Below are 25,804 nucleotides of genomic sequence, written 5' to 3' on the forward strand. Positions count from 1 at the left end.
GGGGTGCCCCCCGCATTGGGGTTTGTGTCCGTGGGGGGTTGCCCCCCGGGGCCCGGCCCCCGGGGGCGTTTGGCGCAACAACCCGGGGGGGGGGGGGGGGCCCCACGCCCCCCCCCACCGCTGTCGTGTGTCAGGTCACCCGTTGCCGCGCTGCTTGGTGCGCAGGCCGCGCGTGTCCAGGGAGGGCGAGGTCGGCGGGGTCGACGGCGGCGTGGTGTCGTCGGTCGGCGACTCGCCGCCCGTGGTCGGGGGCGTCGTCGGCGGGGTGGTCGGCGGGGACGAGGAGGCCGTCGGACTCTCGCTCGTGGGCGGAGGGGAGGTCGTCGGCTCCGTCGACTTGCTCGTGGGCGGGGTGCTGGGGCTGGTGCTCGACGGCGGCGGAACGGCCGCGCCCATGTCGGTGTCCAGGTCGAACTTGGACGCCCCCTGGCCGTCGAGCGCCGACTCCATGTACGCGCCCCATATCTCGGCGGGGAAGCCACCGCCGTTGACGCGTCCGCCGCCGGCGGTGCCGGTCAGCGTCACCTGCTTGCCGCCCTTGGCCTCGCCGAACATGCCGACCGAGGTGACCAGGTCGGGGGTGTAGCCGGTGAACCAAGCGGACTTGTTCTCGTCCGAGGTGCCGGTCTTGCCCGCCATGGCCTGGCCCTTCTGCCGTACGGCCGAGCCGGTGCCCTCGTCGACCACACCGGTCAGCACCGAGGTCACGGAGTCCGCCGCGGTGCGGCTGATCACCTCGCCCCCCGTGGTGTCGGGCAGCTGGGCGCTTTCGCCTCCGGCCTTCTCCGCCGACTTCACGATCGAGGGGGTGATCTTCTTGCCGTGGTTGTCGAGGGTGGCGTAGACCCCGGCCATGTCCTTGGGGCTGGCGCCCATGACGCCCAGCGACATCGCGGGAGCCACGTCGAAGCCGCCCGCCTTGGGGTTCATGCCGAGACCGGTGGCGGTCTTCTTGACCTTGTCCAGGCCGACGTCCACCGCCATCTGCGCGAAGACCGAGTTGACGGAGTTGTTCATCGCGGTCTGGACGGAGATCGGGCCGTAGTCCTTGTTGTCCTCGTTCGGCGGGGCGAAACCCACCTCGCCGCCGTCGTCCTTGACCGGGTGCTTGCTGTCGCCGTCGTAGACGGTGTTGGCCCTGATCGGCTGGCCGTCCTGGGTGGTGGAGTCGTTCTCCAGCGCGGCGGCGAGGATGAGCGGCTTGAAGGTCGAGGCGGGCTGGTAGTCCTCGCGGGTGGCGTTGTTGGTCCAGTGCTTGGTGGCGCCCGCACCGCCGTACATCGCCACGATCGCGCCGTTCTTGGGGTTCACCGAGACCGCGCCGACCTGGGCGTGCCCGTCGACCGGGCGCGTCCTCGGCTTGAGCTTGGAGGTCAGCTGGGTGTGGACGGCCTTCTCCAGGGCCTTCTGCTTCTTCTTGTCGATGTTGAGGGTGATCGTCCAGCCGCCGGCCGCGAGCTCGTCCTCGCTCACCCCGGCCTTGAACAGCTCCTGCTTGGCGGCCTCGACGAAGTAGCCCGTCTGGCCGTCCATGCCGGGGATGGGGCGGGGCTCGATGGGCTTGGGGAATGTCAGGCCCTCGCGCTCGCCCGCGTCCAGCCAGTGCTTCTCGACCATGTTGTCCAGGACGTAGTTCCAGCGCTGCTTGACCAGCCGCTTGCCGTTGGGGCCGGCCACCGAGTAGTCGTACTGGCTGGGGGCCTGCAGCACCGCGGCGAGATAGGCGCCCTGGGCCACGGTGAGCTTGCCGACGTCCTTGTCGTAGTACGCGCGGGCGGCGGCCTGGATGCCGTACGCGTTGCGGCCGTAGTAGCTGGTGTTGATGTACCCCGCGAGGATGTCGTCCTTGGACTGCTGCTGATCGACCTTGAGGGAGATCACCAGCTCCTTCAGCTTGCGGCTGACGGTCTGTTCCTGGCTGAGGTAGTAGTTCTTGACGTACTGCTGGGTGATGGTCGAGCCGCCCTGCTTGCCCCGGCCCAGAAGCGTGTTGATGATGCCGCGCGCGGTGCCCGTGAAGGAGACGCCGGGGTCGGTGTAGAAGTCCTTGTTCTCGGCGGCGACGAAGGTGTGCTGCACCTCTTTGGGGATCTTCGACAGCGGTACGGACTCGCGGTTGACGTCGCCCGTCTTCGCCATGATCGAGCCGTCGCTGTACTTGTAGATGTTGGCCTCCGCCTTGGCCAGGGCGTTGGCGTTGGGCACGTCGACCATGAAGTAGAGCACCAGGAAGGCGCCGATGAGCAGCAGCCCCATCGAGAGGAAGTAGCCCAGGACCATCTTCCAGGTGAAGAAGCGGCGTATGCCGGTCTTCTTGCCGTTCTTCTTCGCGCCCTTCTTGGCCCGGCGAGCGCTCTTCTGCCGCGCCCGCCGCTCTTCCGCTCTGCCCATCTCTCCCGCTGCTCCCGTACGTCAGCCCCCAACCCAGCTCATGAAGCTAACACCGCAACTGACGCCAAATACTCATCGATCAAGCTTTTTCCGAAGGTGACAAAGAGCACCCGCTCTGCAGGAACTGACGTCCTGCCGCCGCAAGGGGTTGCCTCCGGCCGAAAAAGTGTTATCACTTTGCTAGGCCACACGGCCGGGCACCAACCCACGCACCAGCAAAAACGGGGGAACCTTCATGTCTGATATGACCGACATCACGCCCACACCCGACATACCCGCCCTGCCTCGGCCCCAGGTGCGCGAGCGGCCCGCGCGCAGCATCAGCGGCGGTCTCGCGCTGCTGCTCGGCCTGGCCGGGCTGGTCGCGGGCCCCTTCCTCATCGCGGCCGGAGCCGACACCTCCGAGTACGACTACGAGGACACCAGCAACCCCGCGCTGATCCTTCTCGGCGTCGCGGTGATCATCGCCTCCTTCATCGCGATGCGCGGGCTGTGCGCGATCGCGCCGGGCCAGGCCCGGGTCGTCCAGCTCTTCGGCCGCTACAAGGGCACCCTCCGCACCGAGGGGCTGCGCTGGATCAACCCCTTCTCCAGCCGCAAGAAGATCTCCACCCGGGTGCGGAACCACGAGACCCCGGTGCTCAAGGTCAATGACGCCTACGGCAACCCGATCGAGCTCGCCGCCGTCGTCGTCTGGCGGGTCGAGGACACCGCCCAGGCGGTGTTCGAGGTGGACGACTTCCTGGAGTTCGTCTCCACCCAGACCGAGGCCGCGGTGCGCCATATCGCCATCGAGTACCCGTACGACGCACACGACGAGACCGCGCTCTCGCTGCGCGGCAACGCCGAGGAGATCACCGAGAAGCTGGCCACCGAACTGCACGCGCGGGTCGAGGCGGCCGGGGTGCGCATCGTCGAGTCGCGCTTCACCCACCTCGCGTACGCCCCCGAGATCGCCTCCGCGATGCTCCAGCGCCAGCAGGCGGGCGCGGTGGTCGCGGCCCGCCGCGAGATCGTGGACGGCGCGGTCGGCATGGTCGAGACCGCGCTGGCCCGGATCGCCGAGGAGCAGATCGTCGAGCTGGACGACGAGCGCAAGGCGGCGATGGTCAGCAACCTGATGGTCGTGCTGTGCGGCGACCGCGCCCCGCAGCCGGTCCTCAACACGGGCACGCTCTACCAGTGACGGAGCGCGGCGAGCGGGAGAACCCCGCCGGGGCCTCGGGCCCCGGCGGGGTCGGCGGCGCCGACGGTCCCGAAGCCGCCGCGGAGCCGGCCGCGCGCGACGGTGCGCGCCGGGCCTCGCGGCAGCGCAAGCAGGTGCTGCTGCGGCTCGACCCGGCGGTCCACGACGCGCTCGCGCGCTGGGCCGCGGACGATCTGCGCAGCGCCAACGCGCAGATCGAGTTCCTGCTGCGCAAGGCGCTCGCGGAGGCGGGCCGGCTGCCCCGCGCCGCGGCCCCCATCCCCCGCCGAGGCCGCCCACCCCGCGAGGACTGAGCCCGCCCCGGGCGGTCCCCCGGCCCCGCGACACCTGCCCCCGCGCCCCCGGCCACCCCTGGGGGCGCTCCTTCTTGCCGTGGGCCTGGCCTCCGCGCCGCGGCGGCCAGGCGCCCCGGAGAACCGCCTCTCACCTGCGGGAACGCCCAGCCTCACGCATCTATACACACAAGGTATACGCATGGTGTAGAGTGCCGCGCATGTCAATCGGCCACACCCTGCTCGGCCTTCTGGAGTCCGGCCCACGCCATGGCTACGACCTGAAGCGAGCCTTCGACGAGAGATTCGGGCACGACCGCCCGCTCCACTACGGACAGGTCTACTCGACCATGTCCCGCCTCCTGAAGAACGGCCTCGTCGAGGTCGACGGAATCGAGCACGGTGGCGGCCCCGAGCGCAAGCGCTACGCCATCACCGAGGCCGGCATCACCGACGTGGAGCAGTGGCTCAGGCAGCCGGAGAAGCCCGAGCCGTACCTCCAGTCCGTCCTCTACACCAAGGTCGTTCTCGCGCTGATGACCGGCCGGGACGCCGCGGATCTGCTCGATGTGCAGCGCGCCGAGCATCTGCGCCTGATGCGCGAGCTGACCCAGCGCAAGCGCACCGGCGACCTCAGCGATCAGCTGATCTGTGACCACGCCCTCTTCCACCTCGAGGCCGACCTGCGCTGGCTGGAGCTCACCGCCGCGCGCCTCGGCCAACTCGCCAAGGCGGTAACCCCATGACCCCCGCGGGCTCGCTCCTCATAGCCGAAGGGCTGCACAAGTCCTACGGGCCCACCCCCGCCCTGGACGGCGCGGACTTCTCCATCCACCCGGGTGAGGTCGTCGCCGTCATGGGCCCCTCGGGCTCCGGCAAGTCGACCCTGCTCCACTGCCTCGCCGGGATCGTCACCCCGGACTCGGGCACCGTCCACTACAACGGGCAGCTGCTCTCCGCCATGCCGGACTCCCGGCGCAGCGCGCTGCGCCGCGGCGAGTTCGGCTTCGTCTTCCAGTTCGGCCAGCTGGTGCCGGAGCTCAGCTGCGTGGAGAACGTCGCGCTGCCGCTGCGGCTGAACGGCGTGGGGCGCAAGGAGGCGGAGAGCCGCGCGCTGTCCTGGCTGGAGCGGCTGGAGGTCGACGATGTGCGCGCCAAGCGGCCGGGCGAGGTCTCCGGCGGCCAGGGGCAGCGCGTCGCCGTGGCCCGCGCCCTGGTCAGCGGCCCGCGCGTGCTGTTCGCCGACGAGCCGACCGGCGCCCTGGACTCCCTCAACGGCGAGCGGGTGATGGAGCTGCTGACCGAGGCGTCCCGGGAGACCCGCGCCGCCGTCGTCCTGGTCACCCACGAGGCGCGCGTCGCCGCGTACTCCGACCGCGAGGTCGTCGTACGGGACGGCAAGGCGCGGGACATGGCGGGCGCGCGGTGAGCGGCACCGGCAATGTGACCCCGCTGCGGAGTGCGGCGGAGCGGGAGCACCCCGGCGGGGCGCCCCAGGCACCCTCCGACCGTCCGGAGCCCCGCCAGCGGGTCGGCCCGGCCCGCTGGGCCGCCGACCTGGCGACGGGGGCCCGCTTCGCGGTCTCCGGCGGCCGGGAGAGCTGGGCCAGGACGGTCCTGACGGCGGTCGGCGTCGGGCTCGGCGTGGCGCTGTTGCTGTTCGCCGCCGCCGTCCCGCACATCGTCTCCGCACGCGACGACCGCACCAACGCCCGCTCCTACGGGGGCAACTACTCGACCGACGTCAAACCGGGCCCCGAGACCCTGCGGCTGGGCTGGGGATCCACCGCCTTCCGCGGCGAGGACGTCACGGGCGTCCTGCTGGCGCCCGACGGCGACCGGCCGCCCGTGCCCCCGGGCCTCGACCATTTCCCCGCGCGCGGCGAGATGGTGGTCTCCCCCGCCCTGAAGAAGATGCTCGCCGACGGTGACAACAAGCTGCTCAGGGAACGCCTCGACTACAAGATCGTCGGCACGATCGGCGACGAGGGGCTGGCCGGGCCGGCCGAGCTCATCTACTACGCGAACGTCGACCCTGACGCCCTCGATGACGACGGCTACCGCCTCGACCACTGGGGTGACAACTCCCCGTCCCAGCCCCTGGACCCGCTCCTGCTCCTGCTGATCGTCGTGGGCTGTGTGGTGCTGCTGCTGCCCGTGGCCATCTTCATCGCCACCGCCGTGCGCTTCGGCGGGGAGCGCCGCGACCGGCGGCTCGCCGCGCTGCGCCTGGTGGGCGCCGACAGCCGTATGACGCGGCGGATCGCGGCCGGCGAGGCGCTGGTCGGCGCCCTGCTCGGGCTCGCGGTGGGCTGGGGGGTCTTCCTGCTGGTCAGGCAGTTCATCGGCGGGATCACGGTGTTCGGCACCAGCGTCTTCTCCGCCGACGTCCAGCCCTCGGCCACGATCACCGCGCTGATCATGGCCGCCGTGCCCGCCTGCGCCGTCGTGGTCACCCAGATCGCGCTGCGCGGCATCGCCATCGAACCGCTGGGCGTCGTGCGCGACGCCACGCCCAAGCGGCGCCGGCTGTGGTGGCGGCTGCTGTTCCCCGCCCTCGGCCTCGCGCTGCTGCTGCCGCTGCTGCGCTCGGGAGCGGACAGCAGCGCCGACTCCACCTACCAGGTCGCGGGCGGTGCGGTGCTGATGCTGGTCGGCATCACCGCGCTGTTGCCGTGGCTGGTCGAAGCCGTCGTCCGGCGCTTCGCCGGCGGCCCCGTCCCCTGGCAGCTCGCCACCCGGCGGCTCCAGCTCAGCAGCGGCTCCGCGTCACGCGCCGTCAGCGGCATCACGGTCGCGGTGGCCGGGGCGATCGCGATCACGATGCTCTTCGCCGCCGCGGAGAACGACAACACCACCCCCACCGGGCAGGACCCGACCCGCGCCGATGTGATGGCGCACGCCTCGGTGGACACCGGCGCGCAGGCGCGGGACGTCATCGCGCGGTACACCGGCACCAAGGGCGTACGCACGGCCCTCGGCGTCACCAACGCGTCGGTCAGCGACCCGCGCAGCAAGGTCAAGGCCCCGGGCGACATCCCGGTCGGAAGCGTGCAGGTCGGCGACTGCCGCACGCTGAAGGAGCTCGCGCGGATCGGCGACTGCCGCGACGGCGACGTCTTCGTCACCGGGCCCGCCGAGTGGGACGACAAGGACACGTACTTCACCAAGCCGGGCGCGACGGTCAACCTCAGCTTCGACAAGGACTACAACCCCTCCCGCAGCAAGCCCCGGCTGTGGACGATCCCCAAGTCCACGCCCGTCGTGGGCATCAAGGAGGACCCGCAGGGCAGCGAGCGCTCCGGCATCCTGGCCACCCCGGGCGGCCTCGACATCGCCGACCTCGACCACGCCTCGGTGCAGCTGATGCTCCGGCTCGACCCGGACGTCCCGGACGCCATCGAGTACGCCCGCAACACCGCGGCCGCGATCTCGCCCACGTCGGACATCTACGAGCTGCGCAGCACCTCGCAGTCGGACGAGTTCCAGACCATCGAGCGCGGCCTGTTCATCGGCGCCTCCGCGACGCTGCTGCTGATCGGCGCGAGCATGATCGTGTCCATGCTGGAGCAGCTGCGCGAGCGCAAGAAGCTGCTGTCGGTCCTGGTCGCCTTCGGCACCCGCCGGATGACCCTGGGCTGGTCGGTGCTGTGGCAGACCGCCATCCCGGTGGTGCTCGGCCTGGCCCTGTCGGTCGCGGGTGGCATCGCCCTGGGGGCGATCCTGCTGAAGATGGTCGACAAACCGGTCGCCGTGGACTGGGCGAGCGTCACCATGATGACCGGGATCGGCGCGGGCGTGATCCTGCTGGTGACAGTGGTCAGCATGGGGCCGCTGTGGCGCATGATGCGGCCCGAAGGACTCCGTACGGAGTAACGCGCGAGCCGCGCAAACCGCGACCGCCGGGCCCTTCCCCCCTGGGGAAGGGCCCGGCGGTCGCGTGGGACGAGCCCCGCTCACCCCTTGACGATCCGCACCGGCAACGGCCCCAGCGCCTCCCGCAGCGCCCCCGCGAACGCCTCGAACTCCTCCTGCCGCGCCGCCCCCGCCCGCATCGCGAGCGCGATCCGGCGCGCGGGCGCCGGATCGGCGAAGTATCCGGTGGCCAGCTGGTCACTGCGCCCCGTCTCCACGCGCAGCGCCGTACGCGGCAGCAGCGTCACCCCGAGGCCGCCCGCGACCAGCTGCACCAGCGTGGAGAGCCCGGCGGCGCTCGTGGTCACCGGGGCGCCCTCCGTACGGCCCGCCTCACGGCAGATGTCCAGGGCCTGGTCGCGCAGGCAGTGGCCCTCGTCAAGCAGCAGCAGATCCAGCTCCTTCAGCGCGGCGCGCGGGATGTCGCCGCGCCCGCCGAGCCAGTGGTCCTGGGGCGTGACCAGGACGAAGTCCTCGTCGAACAGGGGCAGTTCGACCACGCCGGGGGCGGCCAGCGGGACCGCGAGCAGCAGCAGGTCGAGCCGCCCGTGGGCGAGCCCGTCCAGCAGCGAGGCGGTCTGCTCCTCATGGACCTGCGGCTCGAGCAGCGGATAGCGGTCGCGCACCAGCCGCAGCACGGTCGGCAGCAGATACGGCGCCACGGTCGGGATCACCCCGAGCCGCAGCACCCCGGTGAACGGCGCCCGCGCCGCCTCCGCCTCCTCCATCAGCGCGTCCACCGCCTCCAGCACCGTACGGGCCCGTGCCGCCAGCCGCTCCCCCGCCGGGCTGAGCAGCACCTTGCGCGTCGTACGCTCCAGGAGCTGCACCCCGAGCGCCTCCTCCAGCGCGGCGACGGCCCCCGACAGCGCGGGCTGGCTCATGCCGATGGCGGCCGCCGCATCGCGGAAGTGCAGCTGCTCGGCGACCGCGGCGAACGCCCTGAGCTGGGAGAAGCTGGGCTGACGCGGCTTTCCTCCGGACGCGGGTGACTTCCCCGCGGGTATGGCTGCCGCAGCCACTGATAACCACCTCCGATCAACCCCACCCAGTCTAGCTATTTCACTGATCAATGCCTTGTGTGCCAGGGTGGTCCAGTCCAACCCCGAGGAAACCACCACATAACGGTTCCCTCCGCTGAAAGCTACAAGGAGAGCGCGTGCTCACTGTCGGTGACAAGTTCCCCACGTACGATCTGACCGCCTGTGTGTCGCTGGAGAGCGGCAAGGAGTTCGAGCAGATCAACCACAAGTCCCACGAGGGCAAGTGGCGCGTGGTCTTCTTCTGGCCGAAGGACTTCACCTTCGTCTGCCCGACCGAGATCGCCGCCTTCGGCAAGCTGAACGACGAGTTCGCCGACCGCGACGCGCAGATCCTCGGCGTCTCCGGCGACTCCGAGTTCGTCCACCACGCCTGGCGCAAGGACCACGCCGACCTGCGCGACCTGCCCTTCCCGATGCTGGCCGACTCCAAGCACGAGCTGATGCGGGACTGCGGCGTCGAGGGCGCGGACGGCTTCGCGCAGCGCGCCGTCTTCATCGTCGACCCGAACAACGAGATCCAGTTCACCATGGTGACCGCCGGTTCCGTGGGCCGTAACCCCAAGGAGGTCCTGCGGGTCCTCGACGCCCTGCAGACCGACGAGCTGTGCCCCTGCAACTGGAGCAAGGGCGAGGACACCCTCGACCCGGTCAAGCTCCTCTCGGGCGAGTGAGCTGACCGACATGGCACTCGACGACCTCAAGTCCGCCCTGCCGGACTACGCCAAGGACCTCAAGCTCAACCTGGGCTCGGTCATCGGAAACGCAGAAAGCACAGCCCTTCTCACCCAGCAGCAGCTGTGGGGCACCGTGCTGGCCTGCGCGATCGCCTCGCGCTCCCCGCGCGTGCTGGCGGAGCTCGAGCCGGAGGCCAGGGCCAGTCTGAGCCCCGAGGCCTACACCGCCGCCAAGTCGGCCGCCGCCGTCATGGCGATGAACAACGTCTTCTACCGGACCCGGCACCTGCTGTCGGACCCGGAGTACGGCACCCTGCGCGCGGGTCTGCGGATGAACGTCATCGGCAACCCGGGTGTGGAGAAGACCGACTTCGAGCTCTGGTCGCTGGCGGTGTCCGCGATCAACGGCTGCGGCCAGTGCCTGGACTCGCATGAGCAGGTGCTCCGCAAGGCCGGGGTGGACCGGGAGACGATCCAGGAAGCGTTCAAGATCGCCGCGGTGGTCCAGGCGGTCGGCACCACGCTCGACGCCGAGGCGACCCTGGCCGCGAACGGCTGACGGCACACAGCCGCGGGCGCATACGGGGCGTCCCCACCGAACCGGTGGGGACGCCCCTCGCGCGTTTCCGTGGACCGCCGCCGGATGTCCGACCCCGGCGATAGGGTCACGGGCCATGGCTGAAGACACGGACCACGCCGACCACTTGGCCGAAGCGAGCCGACTCCTGGCCCAGGTCGCCGACGACGCGGAGTGCGTCGACGAGGACGACGAGGAATGGGCGGACGACGCCCGCACCGTCCGCGAGGCGTACACCCGCGCCTGGCAGGCGGACCCGGAGAGCCTGGAGGCGGCCGCGGGACTCGCCGTGCTGGCCGGCGCCGAGCTTCGCTTCCACGTCGTCAACCACGTGGAGGATGCGTGGTGGGAAGAGGACCTGCGCCCGCTCCCCGAGATACCCGCCGACGACGAGGCCGGTCGCCGGCTCGTCGACGAGGCGGTCCGCACGGCCCGGCAGGTCCTGTCCCTGGACCCGGACAACAACCTCGCCGTCTACCTCGAAGGCTTGGCCCACGAGGGCGGGGGCGCGCATGAAGAGGCGCTGCGCTGCTATGCGCGCGCCCTGGAACTCGACCCGTGGGACGAGACGGCACGGTCCCGCGCCCGGGCGCTCGACGACGCGTACGACCCGCCGCGCCACGAGGGGCCGGACCCCAATCCGCACTCCCGGCACTTCTGGCTGCTCCGCGACAGCTCGTGGACCAGCAACTCCGGCGACGAGGAAGTGACGTACTGGCGCCTCGGCGACCCCGCCGACGTACGGGACGCGATCGAGACGGTGGTGGCGGACAAGGCCCGGTACAACCCCGATCTGCCCTCCGTCCGGGACGGCGGCATCCACCTGATCACCTACGCCCCGGGCCGTCCGCCGAGCACGCTCAACGTCTACGACGCGCTGCGCCCCGCGCCCTCGGGACCGCCGGCGGTGGACTGGACGGCCGTGGTCCTCGAAGAGCCGCCGCCCGGCAGGCGTCTGCCGCCCGGACAGCCGGTGCGCGTCGACGGTCGTGTGCACTTCGACGGCGAAGGGGAACGCATCGAGGAGTAGGCGCGTGAACGCGGGAGCGGGCCGGGGCGCATCGCCGCGCCCCGGCGCTCACACGCCCTCGTCGCGCCGCGTCGTCGGCGCGAGCTCCGCCGCCGTCGCCCCGTGCGGTCCTTGGGTTTGGCGCAGCGCGGCCTCCTGGTTGTACGACCGCAGATAGCCGACGACCGTGTTGGCGACCGCCACCAGCGGTACGGCCACCACCGCGCCGCCGATGCCTCCGATCAGCGAGCCGGCCGCGACCGAGAGCACCACGGCCAGCGGATGCACCCGCACCGCCCGGCCCAGGATGAAGGGCTGGAGGATGTGGCCCTCGATCTGCTGCACCGCCAGCACCACCACGAGCACCATCGCCGCCGTCCACACGCCCTGGGTGACGAGGGCGACCACGACCGCCAGCGCACCGGAGACGACGGCGCCGACGAGCGGGATGAAGGCGAAGAGGAAGATGAAGACGGCGAGCGGGACGGCCATCGGGACGTCGAGGAAGAAGATGCCGACTCCGATGGCTATCGCGTCGATCAACGCCACGATCACCGTGCCGCGCACATAGGCGGTGAGCGTGGTCCAGGCGCGCGGGCCGGCGCCCGCCACGCCCGCGCGGGCCGGGGCCGGGACGAGCTTGAGGAACCAGGCCCAGATCTTCGGCCCGTCGTACAGCAGGAAGAGCGTGCTGAACATCGCCAGCAGGATGCCGGTCAGCACTTCCACGATGACCGTGACGCCTTCGAGCCCGGCGGAGGTCAGCTCCTCGGTGTTGGCGCCGATCGCGTCGCGCAGGTTGTTGGCGATCTGGTTGATCTGCTTCTCGGTGACGTGGAAGGGGCTGTTGAGCAGCCAGTCCCGCAGGTCGTCGATGCCTGCCTGGACCTTGCTGGACAGGTCGTCGACGTTCTCCATGACCTGCCAGACCACGAACCAGATGACCAGGCCCATGATGATGAAGCCGGAGATGAAGGTGATGGCGGTGGCCAGGCCCCGGGGGACGCCCCGGTTCCGCAGCCTGGTGACGGTCGGCTCCAGCATCGCGGTGATCAGCAGGGCGACCGTGAAGGAGAGCACCACCAGTTCGACCGCGCTGATGACGGTCATCAGCACATAGACGGTCCCCGCGAGCACCAGCAGCCGCCAGCCGACCTCCGCGGCGACCCGGACGCCCCAGGGGACGGCGGCGACGGGGTCGGGCTTGGCGGAGACGGCGGGGGCGTACGCGGGCGGGGCGGGCACACTGGCCGGCTCCGGGCGGACCGGGGCCTCGCCGTCGGCGCTTGTGCCCGCCGGGGCCAGGTCCTTGGGGGCCAGGTCCTTCGGGGCCAGGTCCTCCAGGACCGGGCTTTCCAAGGCCGGGCGGCCCGGCTCGGCGGGGCCGCCGGCCTCGCTGTCGCCCCCGCCCTTGCCCGAGGTCCTGTCGACCCGTTCGCCCTTGCCGTCGTCGGCGTACGCGTCGGCCGGGTCGGCGGCGTCGGCCTCGGCTTGGCGCTCCAGTCGCTCGGCCAGCCGGGTCAGGCTGGCTCCCATTCTGCCGACCCAGTGTGGCAATGCGGACATTTCGCTTCCCCTACCCCCAGTTCCCCCGCGGTCGTGGGGAAGACGTTACAGCGTGAGGACGCGGGAAACCCCCGGCCGGTTGCGGTCGGGGGTTTCGCGAGGTCGAACGCCGGGGGCGACCGAGTGAAGCCGGAGGCATCAGTAGTAGTTGTTGGCCTGCCAGAACGACCAGGCACCACAGGGGCTGTGGTAGCGCTCGTTCATGTAGTTCAGGCCCCACTTGATCTGGGTGGCCGGGTTGGTGCGCCAGTCGGCGCCCACCGAGGACATCTTGGAGCCCGGCAGCGCCTGCACCAGACCGTACGCGCCCGAGGAGGGGTTCTCGGCGCGGTAGTTCCAGGTGCTCTCGTGGTTCACGATGTTGCTGAAGCACTGGAACTGGTCGGCGGGGACGATCTGCCGCGCCATGGCCTGGACCTCGGCGACGGTGTACGAGGCCTGCTGCGGGAAGCTGCTGGCGTCGCGGGTGGCCGAACGGCTCGCTTCGAGCTTCTTCTTGGCCTCCTCGCGCTCCTTGGCGGCCTTGGCCTCGGCGGCTGCCTTCTCGGCGGCCAGCTTCTTGGCCTTGGCGTCCTTGGCGGCCTGCTTGCGGGCGGACTCCTCGGCGGACTTCTTCGCCTCCGCGTCCGCCGCGGTGGACTGCACATCCGCCTGCTGCGTCAGGGACGCGGTCTGCGCCACGGCCTGCTGGCCGGCGGGTATGTCCGCAAGGAGCGTCGTGTCGGCGGCGGTCGCCTCGACAGGGTCGGTCGAGCTCTGCTCGCCGCCCGCGGCAACGCCAACGACAGCGCCCACAGTGGTGACCGCGGTGGCGGAGGCCACTGCGAATCCCCGGACCGAAATCCGGCTCACACGGTTTCCTTCCAGCATCGCCCGCTTAGGTGACCTCGCGGACGCAATCGTGCCCCTGGCGCTGACCTCCCCTTGTTCCGTCCCCCTGGTGCACAAGAGGATGGCTGGTCACGGGAGGCACTGGCCCGGTGAGACCCTCCCTCGGGAGAGCCGCAAGGTGCTCGGGCGGCATACGGCGAACGCTGTTTAGTTCTGGTACTGCTGTTGCTCCGTACCGCTGGGGGTACTGGTGTGCCGTATGCGGGGCCTGACAGGACCCACACACTGCCGGAAGCGGACGCCCGGAGGCAATTCTCCGTTGAGTGTGAAAGCTCACACCCCGTTTACGCCCTAGGATTTCCGGAAATCCGGGCGCGCCAAGACGCCGCGCGGCTAAGCTCTTTCGGCTCAGCCGCGCGGCGTCAGGGTCGCGCTTCCCCTCAACTGCCTCAGATATGGCCGTCCTCGAGCATTTCGGTCACCAGGGCGGCGATCGGCGACCGCTCGGAGCGGGTGAGGGTGACATGGGCGAACAGCGGATGCCCCTTGAGCTTCTCGACCACCGCGACGACGCCGTCATAGCGCCCGACGCGGAGATTGTCCCGCTGTGCCACGTCATGGGTGAGTACCACCCGGGAGTTGGCGCCGATCCGGGACAGAACGGTCAGCAGCACGTTCCGTTCGAGGGACTGCGCCTCGTCCACGATCACAAAGGCGTCATGGAGCGAGCGGCCCCGGATGTGGGTGAGCGGCAGCACCTCCAGCATCCCGCGCCCCACCACCTCCTCGATCACATCCGAGGTGGTCACCGCCGACAGCGTGTCGAAGACGGCCTGCGCCCACGGGCTCATCTTCTCCGCCTCGGTGCCCGGCAGATAGCCCAGCTCCTGCCCGCCCACCGCGTACAGCGGGCGGAAGATCATCACCTTACGGTGCTGCCGGCGCTCCAGCACCGCCTCCAGACCGGCGCACAGCGCGAGCGCCGACTTGCCCGTACCGGCCCGGCCGCCCATCGAGACGATCCCGATCTCCGGGTCGAGGAGCAGGTCCAGCGCGATGCGCTGCTCCGCGCTCCGCCCGTGGATCCCGAACGCCTCGCGGTCCCCGCGCACCAGCCGCACCTGCCCGTCCGGCGTGACCCGGCCCAGCGCCTTGCCGCGCTCCGACTGCAGCACCAGACCGGTGTGCACCGGAAGCTCCGCCGCCTCGGGGACATACGCGGTCTCGGCCGCGAAGAGGTCGTCCACCTGTTCGGCGGTGACGGCCAGCTCGGCCATCCCGGTCCAGCCCGAGTCGGTTATCGCCAGCTCCGCGCGGTACTCCTCGGCGAGGAGCCCCACCGAGGAGGCCTTGATGCGCAGCGGGAGGTCCTTCGAGACGACCGTGACGTCGTACCCCTCGGCCTGCAGGTTCCTGGCGACCGCGAGGATGCGCGAGTCGTTGTCGCCCACCCGGCCGCCATGGGACAGGAAGGCGGCGGGCAGGATGCCCGGGTCGGAGTGGTTGAGCTCGACGCGCAGGGTGCCGCCCAGATCGCCGATCGGGATCGGGGCGTCCAGCCGGCCGTGCCGGATCCGGTACTCGTCCAGCAGGCGCAGCGCCTGCCGGGCGAAGTAACCCAGCTCCGGGTGGTGCCTCTTGGACTCCAGCTCGGTGACCACGACGACCGGCAGCACGACCTCGTGCTCGTCGAAGCGGGCCATGGCGTTCGGGTCGGCGAGCAGGACGCTGGTGTCGAGGACATAGGTGCGCCGGTCGTGCTCGCGGCGTTTCTTGCTGGTCACCACGGGTGGACGAACCCCCTCGGGAGAGGTTGGGGTGCGACGGCGTCGCGGGAACAGGTCCCCCGGCCCGCAGGCGGGGGACGGACCGGGCTCAGGCCCAGGCGGGAGGGCCGAGCACCGGCCCTCCGCGTCATACGCACGATCCGCATCGTCCGTGTGCAAAGGGCCTCCCGGGCGAACGAGCACATGCCGTCCGCTGGCAGTTCGACACCCCTAGGACAGTTGGGGCAGGGCGTCGACCTGGAAGGGATATTCCCTCGAACGTGCGCGGCCATGCAATGGCATATGACGGCGCGCACATGAACGTTGTGAAACCCGCGTGTTGCCGGGCGGGAAGGAGCCGTACCGGAAACCGTACGGACGGATGAGCCGCCCGCCCCCGACTGCCGTACGGGGTACGGGACTAGTAGCCGTACCGCCGGTGCCGCGCGGCGTAGTCACGCAGCGCGCGAAGAAAGTCGACCTTGCGGAAGGCGGGCCAGAAGACCTCGCAGAAGTAGTACTCCGAATGGGCGCTCTGCCAGAGCATGAACCCCGACAGCCGCTGCTCGCCGCTGGTGCGGATGACGAGGTCCGGGTCGGGCTGGCCGCGCGTGTACAGGTGTTCGGAGATCAGGTCGATGTCGACGACCTCTGCCAGCTCCTCGAAGGTGGTGCCCTTGCTCGCGTGGTCGAGCAGCAGCGACCGCACCGCGTCGGCGATCTCCTGCCGGCCGCCGTAGCCGATGGCGACATTGACGAGTATGCCGTCGATGTGCTCGGTGTCCCGCTCGGCCTCCTTGAGGACCGTCTGGGTCCGGTCGGGCAGCAGATCGCGGTTGCCGACGTGGTGGACCCGCCAGCGGCCGTCGGCGGCCAGGTCGCGCACCGCGCCCTCGATGATGCCCAGGAGCGGGATCAGCTCTTCCTCGGGGCGGTCGAGGTTGTCGGTGGACAGCATCCAGAGCGTGACGACCTCGACGTCCGTCTCGTTGCACCAGCCGAGCAGCTCCTGGATCTTGCTCGCGCCGGCCTTGTGCCCCTGCTCGGTCGTTCCCCCGGCCGCGCGGGCCCAGCGCCGGTTGCCGTCGAGGATGACGCCGATGTGCTTGGGCACCTGGGCGTGGTCGAGGCGGCCTTCCACCCGGCGTGCGTAGAGCCCGTACACCAGGTCGCGCAACTTCACGTCTTCCAGCCCCTCAGTGCCTTGCATGGCTTGCGATGGCGGTCCGCCCAAGCCCGCACCCTACTGCGGGAGGGGGGCGCTGGCGAACCGGGTGCGCCCCCTGGCTGCTCCACCCATCCCGCAAAACATCACACTCCGTAATCGAGTGATCTGCGCTCAGTCCGGATCGATGGCCGGTACGCCCCGGATTCGCCCGGATAAGAAGCGGGCCGGTCCGTGGGGGGGATACGGACCGGCCCGAGGGGGGGCTTCCACCATAACGCTTTGTGAGGGATAGTCCAGGCATCGACGAGGGTGACAATGAATGTCGCCTGGCTTCCTCAGGCCGCGAGCCCCCCGAGCACCAGCCCCGCGCAGGCCCCGAGGATCATGAAGGGGCCGAACGCCATCCCGGTTCCGCGGGTCGCCCGGCGTGTCGCCAGCAGCCCGACGGCGTAGCAGGAGCCCAGCAGCAGCCCCGCGAAGGCGCCCAGGACCAGCACCGCCCAGCCGTACCAGCCGAGCGCGATCCCCAGCCCCAGGGCCAGCTTCACATCGCCGAACCCCATCCCGCTGGGACTGATCAGAAAGAGCACGAGATACGCGCCGCCCAGCGCCGCCCCGCCCAGCAGCGCCCGCCGCCACGACCCGGCGCTGTGCGGCAGCAGCGACGCCACGCCGAGCAGCGCGGCCGCCCCGCCCGCCAGCGGCAGCGTCAGCACGTCCGGCAGCCGGTGCACTACCCGGTCCACGTCCGCCAGCAGCACCATCGGCGGCGCGAGCAGCAGCCACACCGCCAGCTCCGGGCGGTCGCCGACGGCCGCCGCCAGCACTGCGCACACCACCGCGGTGAGGGCGGCGGTCAGGGCTGCGCCCGTGGCGTAGTCCCGCTCGCCCGCCCGGCAGCCCGGGCAGCGGGCGAGCCCGAGCCAGCCCCGGGCCGCCCCGGTGAGCGCGTGCCCGCGCGGACAGGCCGCGCGCCACGGCTCCTCGGGCTCCACGGCCAGCCGGTAGCGGGCGCGGGGCACGAGCAGTCCGGCCGCCGCGCCGTACGCGGCGGCCAGGACGACCAGGACGGCCAGGGGCGACGACACGGGCCGAGCCTACGGAAGCGGCGCCGGGTGCGACACTCGCCTCGGGCACCGGACGCGGGAGCGGAGATGGACGGAAGGGCGGGGCGGAAATGGGCCGTTGGCGGGACGGCACGGGGACGCTGCGCGTGCGCGGCGGCGCGCAGGGCGACGTACGCGACGCGGACATCCCCCTGGAGATCGCCGCCTCCTACCGGGCCCGCACCCGCGGGCTGCTCGGCCGGGACGGGGTGGCGGGCGCGCTGCTGCTCACCCCCGCGAGCAGCGTCCACACCTTCGGGATGCGCTTCGCCATCGACGTCGCCTATCTCGACCGCCGGCTGACCGTCCTGGCCGTGCGCACCATGCGCCCCGGCCGGCTCGGGCTGCCCCGGCCCCGTGCGCGCCATGTCCTGGAGGCCGAGGCGGGCGCCATGGAGCACTGGGGGTTGCGGGCCGGCGCCCACGTCACAATCCGGTGCGCGGGCGCATAGCCGAGGCAACATCCGAGCTGTACGCTGTGGCACCGGTGTCATGGTTGGACACCCTCGATCGCGTATCGAGGTCCTTGAGGTAGAGGTACAGGGGTAGGGGTTGCACGGTGACAATCACGGGCAAAATTCTGCGGTTTGACGAGTTTCGCGGCTACGGCTTCATCGCCCCCGACGACGGCGGCGAGGACGTCTTCATGCACGCGAACGACCTGCTGGACGAGAAGCACCTGTTCCAGCCGGGCAGCAAGGTGGAGTTCGTCCCGGAGTACGGGGACAAGGGCCCCAAGGCCTCCGAGGTGCGGATCGTCCAGCGGGCGAGCCTGGTCCGGACCCACCACTCGCCGGGGCCGGCCGCCGACTCGGGCGACGACACCATGTGCGATGTGCTGTCGGTCTCCGAGTTCCGTCAGGAGCTGACCGAGGCGCTGGTCGAGGTGGGCGGCACGCTGACCGCCGACCAGATCAAGCAGGTGCGCAGACGGGTGATCGAACTGGCTCAGGCACACAACTGGATCGAGTCCTGAAGGACTCCGCAGCACCACACGGAACCGCCGCGGCGGGGCATCGCCCCCGCCGCGGCGGTTCTTTTTTCAGGGCCCGTTTCAGGACCCGTTTCAGGACCCGGTGACCGTCAGCATCGCCCACAGCGCGACCGTCGCCGCGACGATCGTGGCCGGCCCGGTCAGCAGCCCGAGCCGGGTGAAGTCGCCCAGGCCGAAGCCGCCGCCGGTGCCTCCGGTGCCTCCGGTGCCTTCGGTGCCGCTTGAGCCCCTGTCCATGCCGTATCCGCGGATCTCGCGCCGCCACAGCAAGGTGGCCAGCGAGCCGACGTAGGTGAGGTTCGGCCCCAGGTTGACGCCGATCAGCACGGCGAGGACCGGGCCTGGCCCGCCCGCCGCGGCGATCGGCAGCAGCGCGAGCGTGGCGGGGAGGTTGTTGACGAGGTTGGCCAGGACCGCCGCGACCCCGGCGATCGCGAGCAGCGCGGGCAGGCCGGTGCCGCCGGGGAACAGCCGCGTCAGCCCGGTCCCCAGCCCGCCCGCCAGTACGGCCTGGACCACAACCCCCAGCGCGAGCACGAAGAGGCAGAAGAGCGGCCCCGTGGCGGCCACGGCGCCCCGCACCGTCTCCCGCCCGCGCGCCACCGCGCGCACCGCGAGCACCAGGGCGCCGGCCCAGGCCGCCCAGGCCGGGTCCACGCCGGCGAGCGAGGTGGCGACGAATCCGCACAGGGTCAGCACGAGCACGGTCAGGGCGAACACCGGCACCTCGGGGCGCCGGTCGGGCGGCGCCTGCGTGGTCCCGGCGGCCAGGTCGGCGGCGAAGTAGCGGCGGAAGACCAGGTACTCGATGCCGACGGCCAGCAGCCAGGCGGGCGCCATGAGCACGGCGAACCGCGTGAATGACAGCCCGCTGGCCTCCAGGGCCAGCAGATTGGTCAGATTCGAGACGGGCAGCAGCAGGGACGCGGAGTTCGCCAGGTGGGCGCAGGCGTACAGATGCGGGCGCGCCCGGGCGCCGAGCCGGGTGGCGGTGGCGAACACCACGGGTGTGAGCAGCACCACCGTGGCGTCCAGGCTGAGCACCGCGGTGACCACCGCCGCCACCGCGAAGACCCCCGCCAGCAGCCGGTCCGTACGGCCCCGGCAGGCCCGGGCCACCGCGTCTCCCGCGGCCTCGAACAGCCCCTCGTCCGCACACATCCGGGCCAGCAGCAGCACCGCGGCCAGAAAGCCGACGACCGGCAGCAACCTGCGCGTGACCTGCCACACCTCCGGGAGTGACACCGCCCCGACCGCCACCACGAGCCCCGCGGCGGGCACCGCGGCGGCCGCCTCGGGCCATCCCCGGGGCCGTACGACGGCGAAGGCGAGCACGCCCAGCAGCAGGGCGGCGGCAACGGTCTCGGTGACGGCGGTGCTCAGTGGTGCTCCCGGTGCGGATGTGGCAAACACATCCATCATGGGACATGCGCCCGGGAGGACGTCGAGGGACCCCTGCGCCGCTATCCCGAGCGGGCGAAGCTGACCTCGACCCGGCGGTTCTTCTTGCGCCCCTCCTCCGTGGTGTTGTCCGCGATCGGGTACTGCTCGCCGTAGCCGCGGATCTGGTACTGGACGGAGGAGTCCAGATTCGCGGAGAGCGCGCGCTGGACGGCGTTGGCCCGCTCCTTGGAGAGCTTGAGGCCGTGGAGCGCGGAGCCGAGGTCGTCGGTGAAGCCGAAGACGCGGACGCTGGTCGCGTTCTGCTTCTCGATCTCCTGGGCGATGGCCCTGATCCGGGCGGTGGCCTCGCCGCCGAGCTTGGAGCTGTCCTTGTCGAACAGCACCTCGGCCTGCAGGGCGAACTTGACCTTGGCGTTGGTGTCCTCGCGGCGCTCGTCGCCGTCGTCGGTCTCGACGACCGACTTGATGTCCAGCACCCGGCCGGGGGCCAGCTTCGCGCTCCCGGGCATCCGCAGATCGGGGTCCTTGGCGTCGATCCTGACGGGCGGCGTGGTGTCGGCGGGGGCGCCGGGGCCGCTGTCGGCGTGGGCCGCCGGGGCGGGGGTGACCAGGAGCGCGGTGGAGGCGAGCGCGACGAGGAGCGAGCCCCGGCGGACGCGGGCGCGGCGGTCGGGGGCGCGGAGCTCGGGGGCGCGGAGGTTCGGGGCGCGGAGGTTCGGGGCGCGGCAGTCGTCGGGGGTGGTCATCGCCGGCTCATCCCGTGAGCTCGATGCTGACCGACGGCATGGTCGGGATCTGGAAGTCGACCTTGGTGACGCTCGACGGCGGGGCCGGGAACTGGGCGAACAGCGGGCGGCTCTCGTTCGGTTTGATCCCCGAGAGCCCCGTCGTACACAGGCACTCCCCGTCGGTGTCCCGCAGCACCAGATACCGCTTCTTGCCGGCCGAGTCGACGAGCGAGGCGCCCGACACGGACGACCGGGACTTCATCTCGGTCTCCTTGGAGCGCCAGTCCACCGCGTTGAAGAGCTGATCGCCGCGGTTGGTCACCGTGCCGTTCACGGTGACGAACCCGCCGCCGTCCCGGACCGCGGAGTGCAGGGTGACCACGATCCCGTTCGGGCCCTTGATCTCGCCGATGGTCTTGGTCGAGTCGGCCGCGGGCTCGCTGTCCTTGTCGTCGCCGTCGTCGTCGGTTCGGCTGTCCTTGGCGGACGTGGACTTCTGGCCCCCGCCGTCGTCCGGCTTCTTGCCGTCGTCACTGCCGCACCCGGCCACGGCGAGGGCCAGGGCCGCCGCGAGCGCCCCCACGGCGGCCCCCCTCCGGGCCTTCGTCGTGTGCCGCATGGTCATCGCTCGCTGTCCCTTACTCTTCGTTGGTTCTTCGTATCCGCTCGTCAGTCGGCGAGGTGGACGGAGAACAGGTCCTTGGCGTCGGGGAAGAGATCCAGGTGCTCGGGGTCGATGGTGATGTCCTTGCCCTCGCAGACCAGATCGATGACGGGCTTCTCGTCCTTGTCGTCCTTGCCGCCCTTGTCGTCCTCGTCCTTGCCGCCGTCGCCCTTGCCGCCCTCGTCGCCCTTGCCGTCCCCGGTCGGGTCGGGCAGCGGAGCCGGCGCCTCGTACGTACAGCGCGGCTCGACGACCGCCTTGGCCCGCGCGGTCGCGTGCTTGGTCTCCGTCCCCGGCACGACGGACTTGCCGACCGCCTTGCGCGTCTTGACCGTGACGGTGAACGAGACGGGCAGATAGCCCGGCACGCACCCTCCGTCGGTGACATCCGCGTCGTTCTCCCCGGCGAACCACTGCGCCTGGTCGCACGGGTCGCGCGGCGGGTCGAAGCCCCGGCCGGTCAGCAGGTCCTCCCAGGCCTGCTCGTCGGTGATCGCGTCCAGCAGGCCCTTCCGCAGCTGGGCGCGGAAGTCCTCGGCCGCGCCCAGCGCCGCCGCGTCGGCCGCGGTCTGGCCGCCGTTGCGGGTGGCGCCCGCCTGGCCGACCGCGAAGAGGGCGAGCGCCAGGAAGAGCAGGGCCGCCACCGCGGTGATGTAGATCGGGAACGCCTGCCCCGCGTCACCGGCCGGGCGGGGGCGGCGCAAGCCGCGAACGGTCACGGGGCGGGTCAGATGCCGACGACCTCGGAGATCTTGTCGGAGATGGCGTTCGCGATCATGCTGCCGAAGTCCGTCGTCGACAGGACGAGGACGATCGCGACCACCACGGCGATGATGCCCAGGTATTCGATCGAGGTCTGCCCGCGGTCGTTCCGCATGACGCGCTTCCCCATTGTGTTCCCCTCCATGGGTGGCCGTACCGCTCCGGTCCGGCGACTCAACCCCCGTGGTGCCGCTCGCGACACGAGCAAAGTACGCCGAAACACCTGCCCGGGAACAGTGCCTACGGCACCATTGCATGCCCGTTTCGAGGCGTTCGAACCGCGTCGTCATCTTCCGGCTGACATTCGGATCGGCATTCCGGCTGGCGCGGCGCATGAGATTCACCCCCTCCCGGCCCCGAGGAGTCCTCCGTGGCCAACTGTCCCATATTCGATTGCAATCGCGAAGGCACTTCGCCGAATCCAGCCCGGTCAATCCCCGGTGATGGAGCCGAAATCCGTGCCCGAACCGATGAAGAAGCCCGCGATGAGCAGGATCATCGTGCCCGGCACCATAAAGGTCGTGACCACCATGGTCGCCTTGGGCACCGCCCGGGCCGCGCGGCGCCGGGCGTTCTGCGCATCGGTGCGCCGCATATCGTTCGCAATGGCGATCAACGTCTCGACGATCGGCGCGCCGAGCTCCTCGCCCTGCTGCAGCGCGGTGACGAACTGAGCGACCTGCTCGGAGTCGTTCCGCTTCCGTAGTTCCTCGAACGCCTGTCTGCGGCTCACCCCCATGTCCATTTGCCGAAGCGTGATGCGAAGTTCATCCGCCCAGGGGCCCTCGTACTTCTCCGCCACCCGGTCCAGCGCCTGACGGAAGCTCAGTCCGGCGCTCACCACCACCGCCAGGACGTCCAGAAAATCCGGCAGCGTCCGCTCGATGGCGGCCCGGCGCTCCCGTACGGCCGCCCAGATGCCGACCTCGATCCAGAACAGACCGAAGGCGACCAGCACCAGGGCGAGCAGCAGCTGCCCCTTCATCAGCATCACCAGCGCGCCGCCGAAGCCGAGGATGCCGTACACCGCGCGCCGCGCCGCATAGCGGTCGACCGTCAGCCCGCCCGGGTTGCCCGCCAGATCGATCCGGCGCCGGACCTTGGCGACCCGCTTCTCGCCCATCAGCCGCAGCACGAGCGGGGCGTAGCGCATACCGAGGCGGTCGACGGCCGAGCCGACCGCCGTCGTACGCGTCGCCCCGACCTCGAGCGCCACCGCCAGGTCGCTGGGCAGCTTGGCCTCGCTGCGGTAGAGCGCGACGCCGTACGCGACGCCCGCCACCGACACCCCCGCCACCAGCGCCAGCAGCACACCGATCGCCATGTCCGCCGCCCCTCTCAGACGTCGATCTTCGACATACGGCGGATCAGGAAGAAGCCGATCCCGTACAGCGCGAAGGCCACCACCACCGCGGCCTGGCCCCAGAAGTTCGAGGTCATCCGGTCCAGGGAGCCGGACGCGATCCGGTTCATCAGCAGCAGCGTGCCGACGCCCATCAGCGGGACCACATACGCGGTGACCGTGACCTGGGACAGCTGGGTGCGGACCTCGCGCCGGGTCTCCTTGCGCTCCTCCAGCGTCTGGGTCAGGTTGCGCAGCGAGCTGACGACCGTCCCTCCCGCGCGGTTGGACAGCACGAGCGTGGTGACCAGCACGACCAGCTCCCGGGAGGGAAGGCGCTCGGCGAGCTCGCCCAGCGCGTCGTCGATCGAGTGGCCGACGGCCAGCTTGTCGGCGACCTTGGCCAGCTCCTCCCCCGCCGGGGCCTCCATCTCGTCGGCCGCCATGCCCAGCGCGGTACGCAGCGCGAGCCCCGCCTGCGTGGCGTTGGCCAGGATGCGCGACAGCTCGGGCAGTTGGTTGATGAACTTCTCGATCCGCTTCTGCCGCTGCCAGTTGAGGAACGCGAACGCGGACCAGACGGCGACCGCGGCCGCGATCGGCCCGAAGAACGCCGCGAGCAGCGACGCCGCCACCACCCACAGGCCCACGCCCGCGCCCGCCGTGTAGACGAAGAACTCGCCGGGGGTGATGTCAAGACCCGTCGAGGCCAGCCGCAGCTCCAGCTTCCGCCCGAGCGAGGTGGAGCGCAGCCGCCGGTCCACCCGCGCGAAGCGGCGCGGCCGCCCGGACAGCGGCATCGACCCCGTATCGGAGAGCCGGTCGAACAGCGCCTGCTGGGCCGCCTTGCCCCGGGCGTACGTCTGCACACCGGCGACGCCCAGCGCGCCGCACACCAGCGTCGCCCCGACCGTCACCACCGCCAGTTGGTCCATGCCCGGCTACCTCCGCTCACTCGGGCCCAACGCGGCCCCGCGCACGCTCAGCTGCGCCGGGAACGCGGCGACGCCGAACGCGGGCGGCACCGACTCGCTCGCCAGCCGCAGCCGGTCCGCGGCCCGCTCCGGCAGCGGGAAGTACGAGAACCGTCCGTGGACGATACGGTCCGCGCCCATCGGCTCGGCGTCGAACCGGCAGACGGTCGCGATGCGGTACTCCTCGTGGCCGTGGCTGTCGAGCAGCGCGACCTCGCTGATCCGCCGCGAGCCGTCGGCGTGCCGGACGAGCTGCACGATGCAGTCGACCGCGCTGTTGATCTGGTCCCGCAGCGCCTCGTACGGAATCGCCACATCCGACATCGAGGCGAGCGTCTGCAGCCGCATCAGCGCGTCCTCCGCGCTGTTGGCGTGCACCGTGGCCAGCGAGCCGTCGTGACCGGTCGACATGGCCTGCAGCATGTCCAGGGTCTCCCCGCCGCGCACCTCGCCGACGATGATGCGGTCGGGGCGCATCCGCAGTGAGTTGCGCACCAGGTCGCGGATGGTGATCAGGCCCTTGCCCTCGACGTTGGGCGGGCGGGACTCCAGCCGGATCACATGCGTCTGCTGCAGCTGCAGCTCCGCCGCGTCCTCGACGGTGATGATCCGTTCGCCCTCCGGGATCAGCCCGGAGAGGGAGTTGAGCAGCGTCGTCTTCCCGGACCCGGTGGGCCCGGACACCACGACGTTGAACTTCGCCCGCACCAGCGCGGCGAGCAGCAGCAGCGTCTGCTCGTCCAGCGTGCCCATGCCGATCAGCTCGTGCAGGGTGTAGGCGCGCGGGAAGCGGCGGATGGTGAGCGTGGCGCCGGTGAGCGAGAGCGGCGGGATGATGACGTTGACCCGCTCGCCGGACGGCAGCCGGGCGTCCACCATCGGATTCGACTCGTCCACCCGGCGGTTGACCGTCGAGACGATCCGCTCGATGGTCTGCATCAGCTGCTCCTCGGACGCGAAGCGCACGGGGACGAGTTCGACCCGGCCCGCGCGCTCCACGAAGATCTGGTCCGGGCCGTTGACCATGATCTCGGTGATGGAGGCGTCCTCCAGGAGCGGTTCGAGCACCCCGAGGCCCAGCGCCTCGTCCACGACCCGGCGGATCAGCTGCGACCGCTCGGCGGTGGACAGCACCGGGCCCTCGCGGCTGATGATGTGCCCGAGGACGCGCTCCAGGCGGGAGCGGCGCTCCCCGGCGGCCAGCGAGGACATCTCCGCGAGGTCGATCTCCTCGAGCAGCTTGGCGCGGTAGACGGAGACGAGATGCCCGTCCTGGCGCCCCTCACCGGGCCCCTCGGGCGCGGTGATGCGTGCCCGCAGGCTCATCGGTGTCCTCCTTGTGCTGGTATGCGGCTCCGCCGCGTGATGGGGCTCCACCCGCCGGACCCCTGACGGGCCGTCGGCCACCCGT

General features: G+C 71.2%; 25 protein-coding genes. 10 read left to right on the forward strand and 15 right to left on the reverse strand.

Annotated features, from left to right (window positions below; genetic code table 11):
- Nucleotides 1–135 precede the first annotated feature (135 nt).
- A complete protein-coding gene (locus ACFZDL_RS19320; RefSeq protein ID WP_353587423.1) occupies nucleotides 136–2,391 on the reverse strand; it encodes a transglycosylase domain-containing protein in 2,256 nt (751 codons plus the stop codon).
- A gap of 244 nt (nucleotides 2,392–2,635) precedes the next feature.
- Between ACFZDL_RS19320 and ACFZDL_RS19325 the strand changes: the two genes are divergently transcribed.
- The 5 genes from ACFZDL_RS19325 to ACFZDL_RS19345 all read left to right on the forward strand — a co-directional run bounded on the left by ACFZDL_RS19325 (nucleotide 2,636) and on the right by ACFZDL_RS19345 (nucleotide 7,746).
- On the forward strand, nucleotides 2,636–3,577 hold the full coding sequence (locus tag ACFZDL_RS19325; protein ID WP_391191837.1) for an SPFH domain-containing protein: 942 nt from the start codon (nucleotides 2,636–2,638) through the stop codon (nucleotides 3,575–3,577).
- On the forward strand, nucleotides 3,574–3,891 hold the full coding sequence (locus ACFZDL_RS19330) for a hypothetical protein (RefSeq protein ID WP_353587427.1): 318 nt from the start codon (nucleotides 3,574–3,576) through the stop codon (nucleotides 3,889–3,891). The genes ACFZDL_RS19325 and ACFZDL_RS19330 overlap by 4 nt, the downstream gene beginning before the upstream one ends.
- 200 nt (nucleotides 3,892–4,091) lie before the next feature.
- Nucleotides 4,092–4,616, forward strand: coding sequence for a PadR family transcriptional regulator (locus tag ACFZDL_RS19335; RefSeq protein WP_014176769.1), 525 nt, complete (start codon nucleotides 4,092–4,094; stop codon nucleotides 4,614–4,616).
- On the forward strand, nucleotides 4,613–5,299 hold the full coding sequence (locus ACFZDL_RS19340) for an ABC transporter ATP-binding protein (protein ID WP_353587429.1): 687 nt from the start codon (nucleotides 4,613–4,615) through the stop codon (nucleotides 5,297–5,299). The genes ACFZDL_RS19335 and ACFZDL_RS19340 overlap by 4 nt, the downstream gene beginning before the upstream one ends.
- Nucleotides 5,296–7,746 (forward strand): FtsX-like permease family protein, encoded by a 2,451-nt coding sequence (locus ACFZDL_RS19345; protein ID WP_353587431.1) that lies wholly within the window; start codon nucleotides 5,296–5,298, stop codon nucleotides 7,744–7,746. The genes ACFZDL_RS19340 and ACFZDL_RS19345 overlap by 4 nt, the downstream gene beginning before the upstream one ends.
- Nucleotides 7,747–7,826: 80 nt before the next feature.
- Here ACFZDL_RS19345 and ACFZDL_RS19350 read toward each other — a convergent pair whose 3' ends face one another.
- Complete coding sequence (locus ACFZDL_RS19350; RefSeq protein ID WP_353587433.1) at nucleotides 7,827–8,807, reverse strand: LysR substrate-binding domain-containing protein; 981 nt, start codon at nucleotides 8,805–8,807, stop codon at nucleotides 7,827–7,829.
- A gap of 137 nt (nucleotides 8,808–8,944) precedes the next feature.
- Between ACFZDL_RS19350 and ACFZDL_RS19355 the strand changes: the two genes are divergently transcribed.
- From ACFZDL_RS19355 to ACFZDL_RS19365, 3 genes are all read left to right on the forward strand, one after another.
- Nucleotides 8,945–9,499: a peroxiredoxin gene (locus ACFZDL_RS19355; RefSeq protein ID WP_353587435.1), complete on the forward strand. Its 555-nt coding sequence runs from the start codon at nucleotides 8,945–8,947 to the stop codon at nucleotides 9,497–9,499.
- 10 nt (nucleotides 9,500–9,509) lie between these two features.
- Complete coding sequence (locus tag ACFZDL_RS19360) at nucleotides 9,510–10,061, forward strand: alkyl hydroperoxide reductase (RefSeq protein WP_353587437.1); 552 nt, start codon at nucleotides 9,510–9,512, stop codon at nucleotides 10,059–10,061.
- Nucleotides 10,062–10,176: 115 nt separating this feature from the next.
- Nucleotides 10,177–11,109 (forward strand): tetratricopeptide repeat protein, encoded by a 933-nt coding sequence (locus tag ACFZDL_RS19365; RefSeq protein WP_353587439.1) that lies wholly within the window; start codon nucleotides 10,177–10,179, stop codon nucleotides 11,107–11,109.
- Nucleotides 11,110–11,157: 48 nt separating this feature from the next.
- Here the strand turns inward: ACFZDL_RS19365 and ACFZDL_RS19370 are convergent, their stop codons facing one another.
- The 5 genes from ACFZDL_RS19370 to ACFZDL_RS19390 all read right to left on the reverse strand — a co-directional run bounded on the left by ACFZDL_RS19370 (nucleotide 11,158) and on the right by ACFZDL_RS19390 (nucleotide 17,507).
- Nucleotides 11,158–12,654 carry an AI-2E family transporter gene (locus tag ACFZDL_RS19370; protein ID WP_353587441.1) on the reverse strand — a complete coding sequence of 499 codons (1,497 nt, stop codon included), beginning with the start codon at nucleotides 12,652–12,654 and terminating at the stop codon, nucleotides 11,158–11,160.
- Between the two features lie 138 nt (nucleotides 12,655–12,792).
- The gene (locus ACFZDL_RS19375) at nucleotides 12,793–13,524 is read right to left on the reverse strand and encodes a transglycosylase SLT domain-containing protein (protein ID WP_353587442.1); all 732 of its coding nucleotides are present in this window, start codon (nucleotides 13,522–13,524) and stop codon (nucleotides 12,793–12,795) included.
- 410 nt (nucleotides 13,525–13,934) lie between these two features.
- Nucleotides 13,935–15,272 carry a PhoH family protein gene (locus ACFZDL_RS19380; RefSeq protein ID WP_353587444.1) on the reverse strand — a complete coding sequence of 446 codons (1,338 nt, stop codon included), beginning with the start codon at nucleotides 15,270–15,272 and terminating at the stop codon, nucleotides 13,935–13,937.
- 400 nt (nucleotides 15,273–15,672) lie between these two features.
- The gene (locus ACFZDL_RS19385; RefSeq protein ID WP_353588119.1) at nucleotides 15,673–16,434 is read right to left on the reverse strand and encodes an isoprenyl transferase; all 762 of its coding nucleotides are present in this window, start codon (nucleotides 16,432–16,434) and stop codon (nucleotides 15,673–15,675) included.
- Between the two features lie 320 nt (nucleotides 16,435–16,754).
- Nucleotides 16,755–17,507 carry an A24 family peptidase gene (locus ACFZDL_RS19390; protein ID WP_353587446.1) on the reverse strand — a complete coding sequence of 251 codons (753 nt, stop codon included), beginning with the start codon at nucleotides 17,505–17,507 and terminating at the stop codon, nucleotides 16,755–16,757.
- Between the two features lie 89 nt (nucleotides 17,508–17,596).
- On the opposite strand from ACFZDL_RS19390, the gene ACFZDL_RS19395 reads away from it, so the two are divergent.
- Together ACFZDL_RS19395 and ACFZDL_RS19400 are read left to right on the forward strand one after the other, a co-directional pair.
- On the forward strand, nucleotides 17,597–17,977 hold the full coding sequence (locus ACFZDL_RS19395) for a DUF192 domain-containing protein (RefSeq protein ID WP_353587448.1): 381 nt from the start codon (nucleotides 17,597–17,599) through the stop codon (nucleotides 17,975–17,977).
- A 107-nt stretch (nucleotides 17,978–18,084) separates the two neighbouring features.
- On the forward strand, nucleotides 18,085–18,501 hold the full coding sequence (locus ACFZDL_RS19400; RefSeq protein WP_353587450.1) for a cold shock domain-containing protein: 417 nt from the start codon (nucleotides 18,085–18,087) through the stop codon (nucleotides 18,499–18,501).
- A 90-nt stretch (nucleotides 18,502–18,591) separates the two neighbouring features.
- On the opposite strand, the gene ACFZDL_RS19405 is transcribed toward ACFZDL_RS19400, so the two are convergent.
- The 8 genes from ACFZDL_RS19405 to ACFZDL_RS19440 form a co-directional block, all read right to left on the reverse strand.
- The gene (locus ACFZDL_RS19405; protein WP_353587452.1) at nucleotides 18,592–19,932 is read right to left on the reverse strand and encodes an SLC13 family permease; all 1,341 of its coding nucleotides are present in this window, start codon (nucleotides 19,930–19,932) and stop codon (nucleotides 18,592–18,594) included.
- A 50-nt stretch (nucleotides 19,933–19,982) separates the two neighbouring features.
- Nucleotides 19,983–20,669, reverse strand: a complete 687-nt coding sequence (locus ACFZDL_RS19410; RefSeq protein ID WP_353587454.1) for an OmpA family protein — start codon at nucleotides 20,667–20,669, stop codon at nucleotides 19,983–19,985.
- Between the two features lie 7 nt (nucleotides 20,670–20,676).
- On the reverse strand, nucleotides 20,677–21,276 hold the full coding sequence (locus ACFZDL_RS19415) for a hypothetical protein (RefSeq protein ID WP_353587456.1): 600 nt from the start codon (nucleotides 21,274–21,276) through the stop codon (nucleotides 20,677–20,679).
- A gap of 44 nt (nucleotides 21,277–21,320) precedes the next feature.
- Nucleotides 21,321–22,019 (reverse strand): hypothetical protein, encoded by a 699-nt coding sequence (locus ACFZDL_RS19420; protein WP_353587458.1) that lies wholly within the window; start codon nucleotides 22,017–22,019, stop codon nucleotides 21,321–21,323.
- A gap of 23 nt (nucleotides 22,020–22,042) precedes the next feature.
- The gene (locus ACFZDL_RS19425) at nucleotides 22,043–22,192 is read right to left on the reverse strand and encodes a hypothetical protein (RefSeq protein WP_162097954.1); all 150 of its coding nucleotides are present in this window, start codon (nucleotides 22,190–22,192) and stop codon (nucleotides 22,043–22,045) included.
- A gap of 315 nt (nucleotides 22,193–22,507) precedes the next feature.
- Nucleotides 22,508–23,401: a DUF5936 domain-containing protein gene (locus ACFZDL_RS19430; RefSeq protein WP_353587460.1), complete on the reverse strand. Its 894-nt coding sequence runs from the start codon at nucleotides 23,399–23,401 to the stop codon at nucleotides 22,508–22,510.
- Between the two features lie 14 nt (nucleotides 23,402–23,415).
- The gene (locus ACFZDL_RS19435) at nucleotides 23,416–24,354 is read right to left on the reverse strand and encodes a type II secretion system F family protein (protein ID WP_353587462.1); all 939 of its coding nucleotides are present in this window, start codon (nucleotides 24,352–24,354) and stop codon (nucleotides 23,416–23,418) included.
- A gap of 6 nt (nucleotides 24,355–24,360) precedes the next feature.
- On the reverse strand, nucleotides 24,361–25,719 hold the full coding sequence (locus ACFZDL_RS19440; protein ID WP_353587464.1) for a CpaF family protein: 1,359 nt from the start codon (nucleotides 25,717–25,719) through the stop codon (nucleotides 24,361–24,363).
- Between the last annotated feature and the right edge of the window lie 85 nt (nucleotides 25,720–25,804).

This window comes from Streptomyces sp. NPDC007917 (genome assembly GCF_042959105.1).
Taxonomy (GTDB): Bacteria; Actinomycetota; Actinomycetes; order Streptomycetales; family Streptomycetaceae; genus Streptomyces.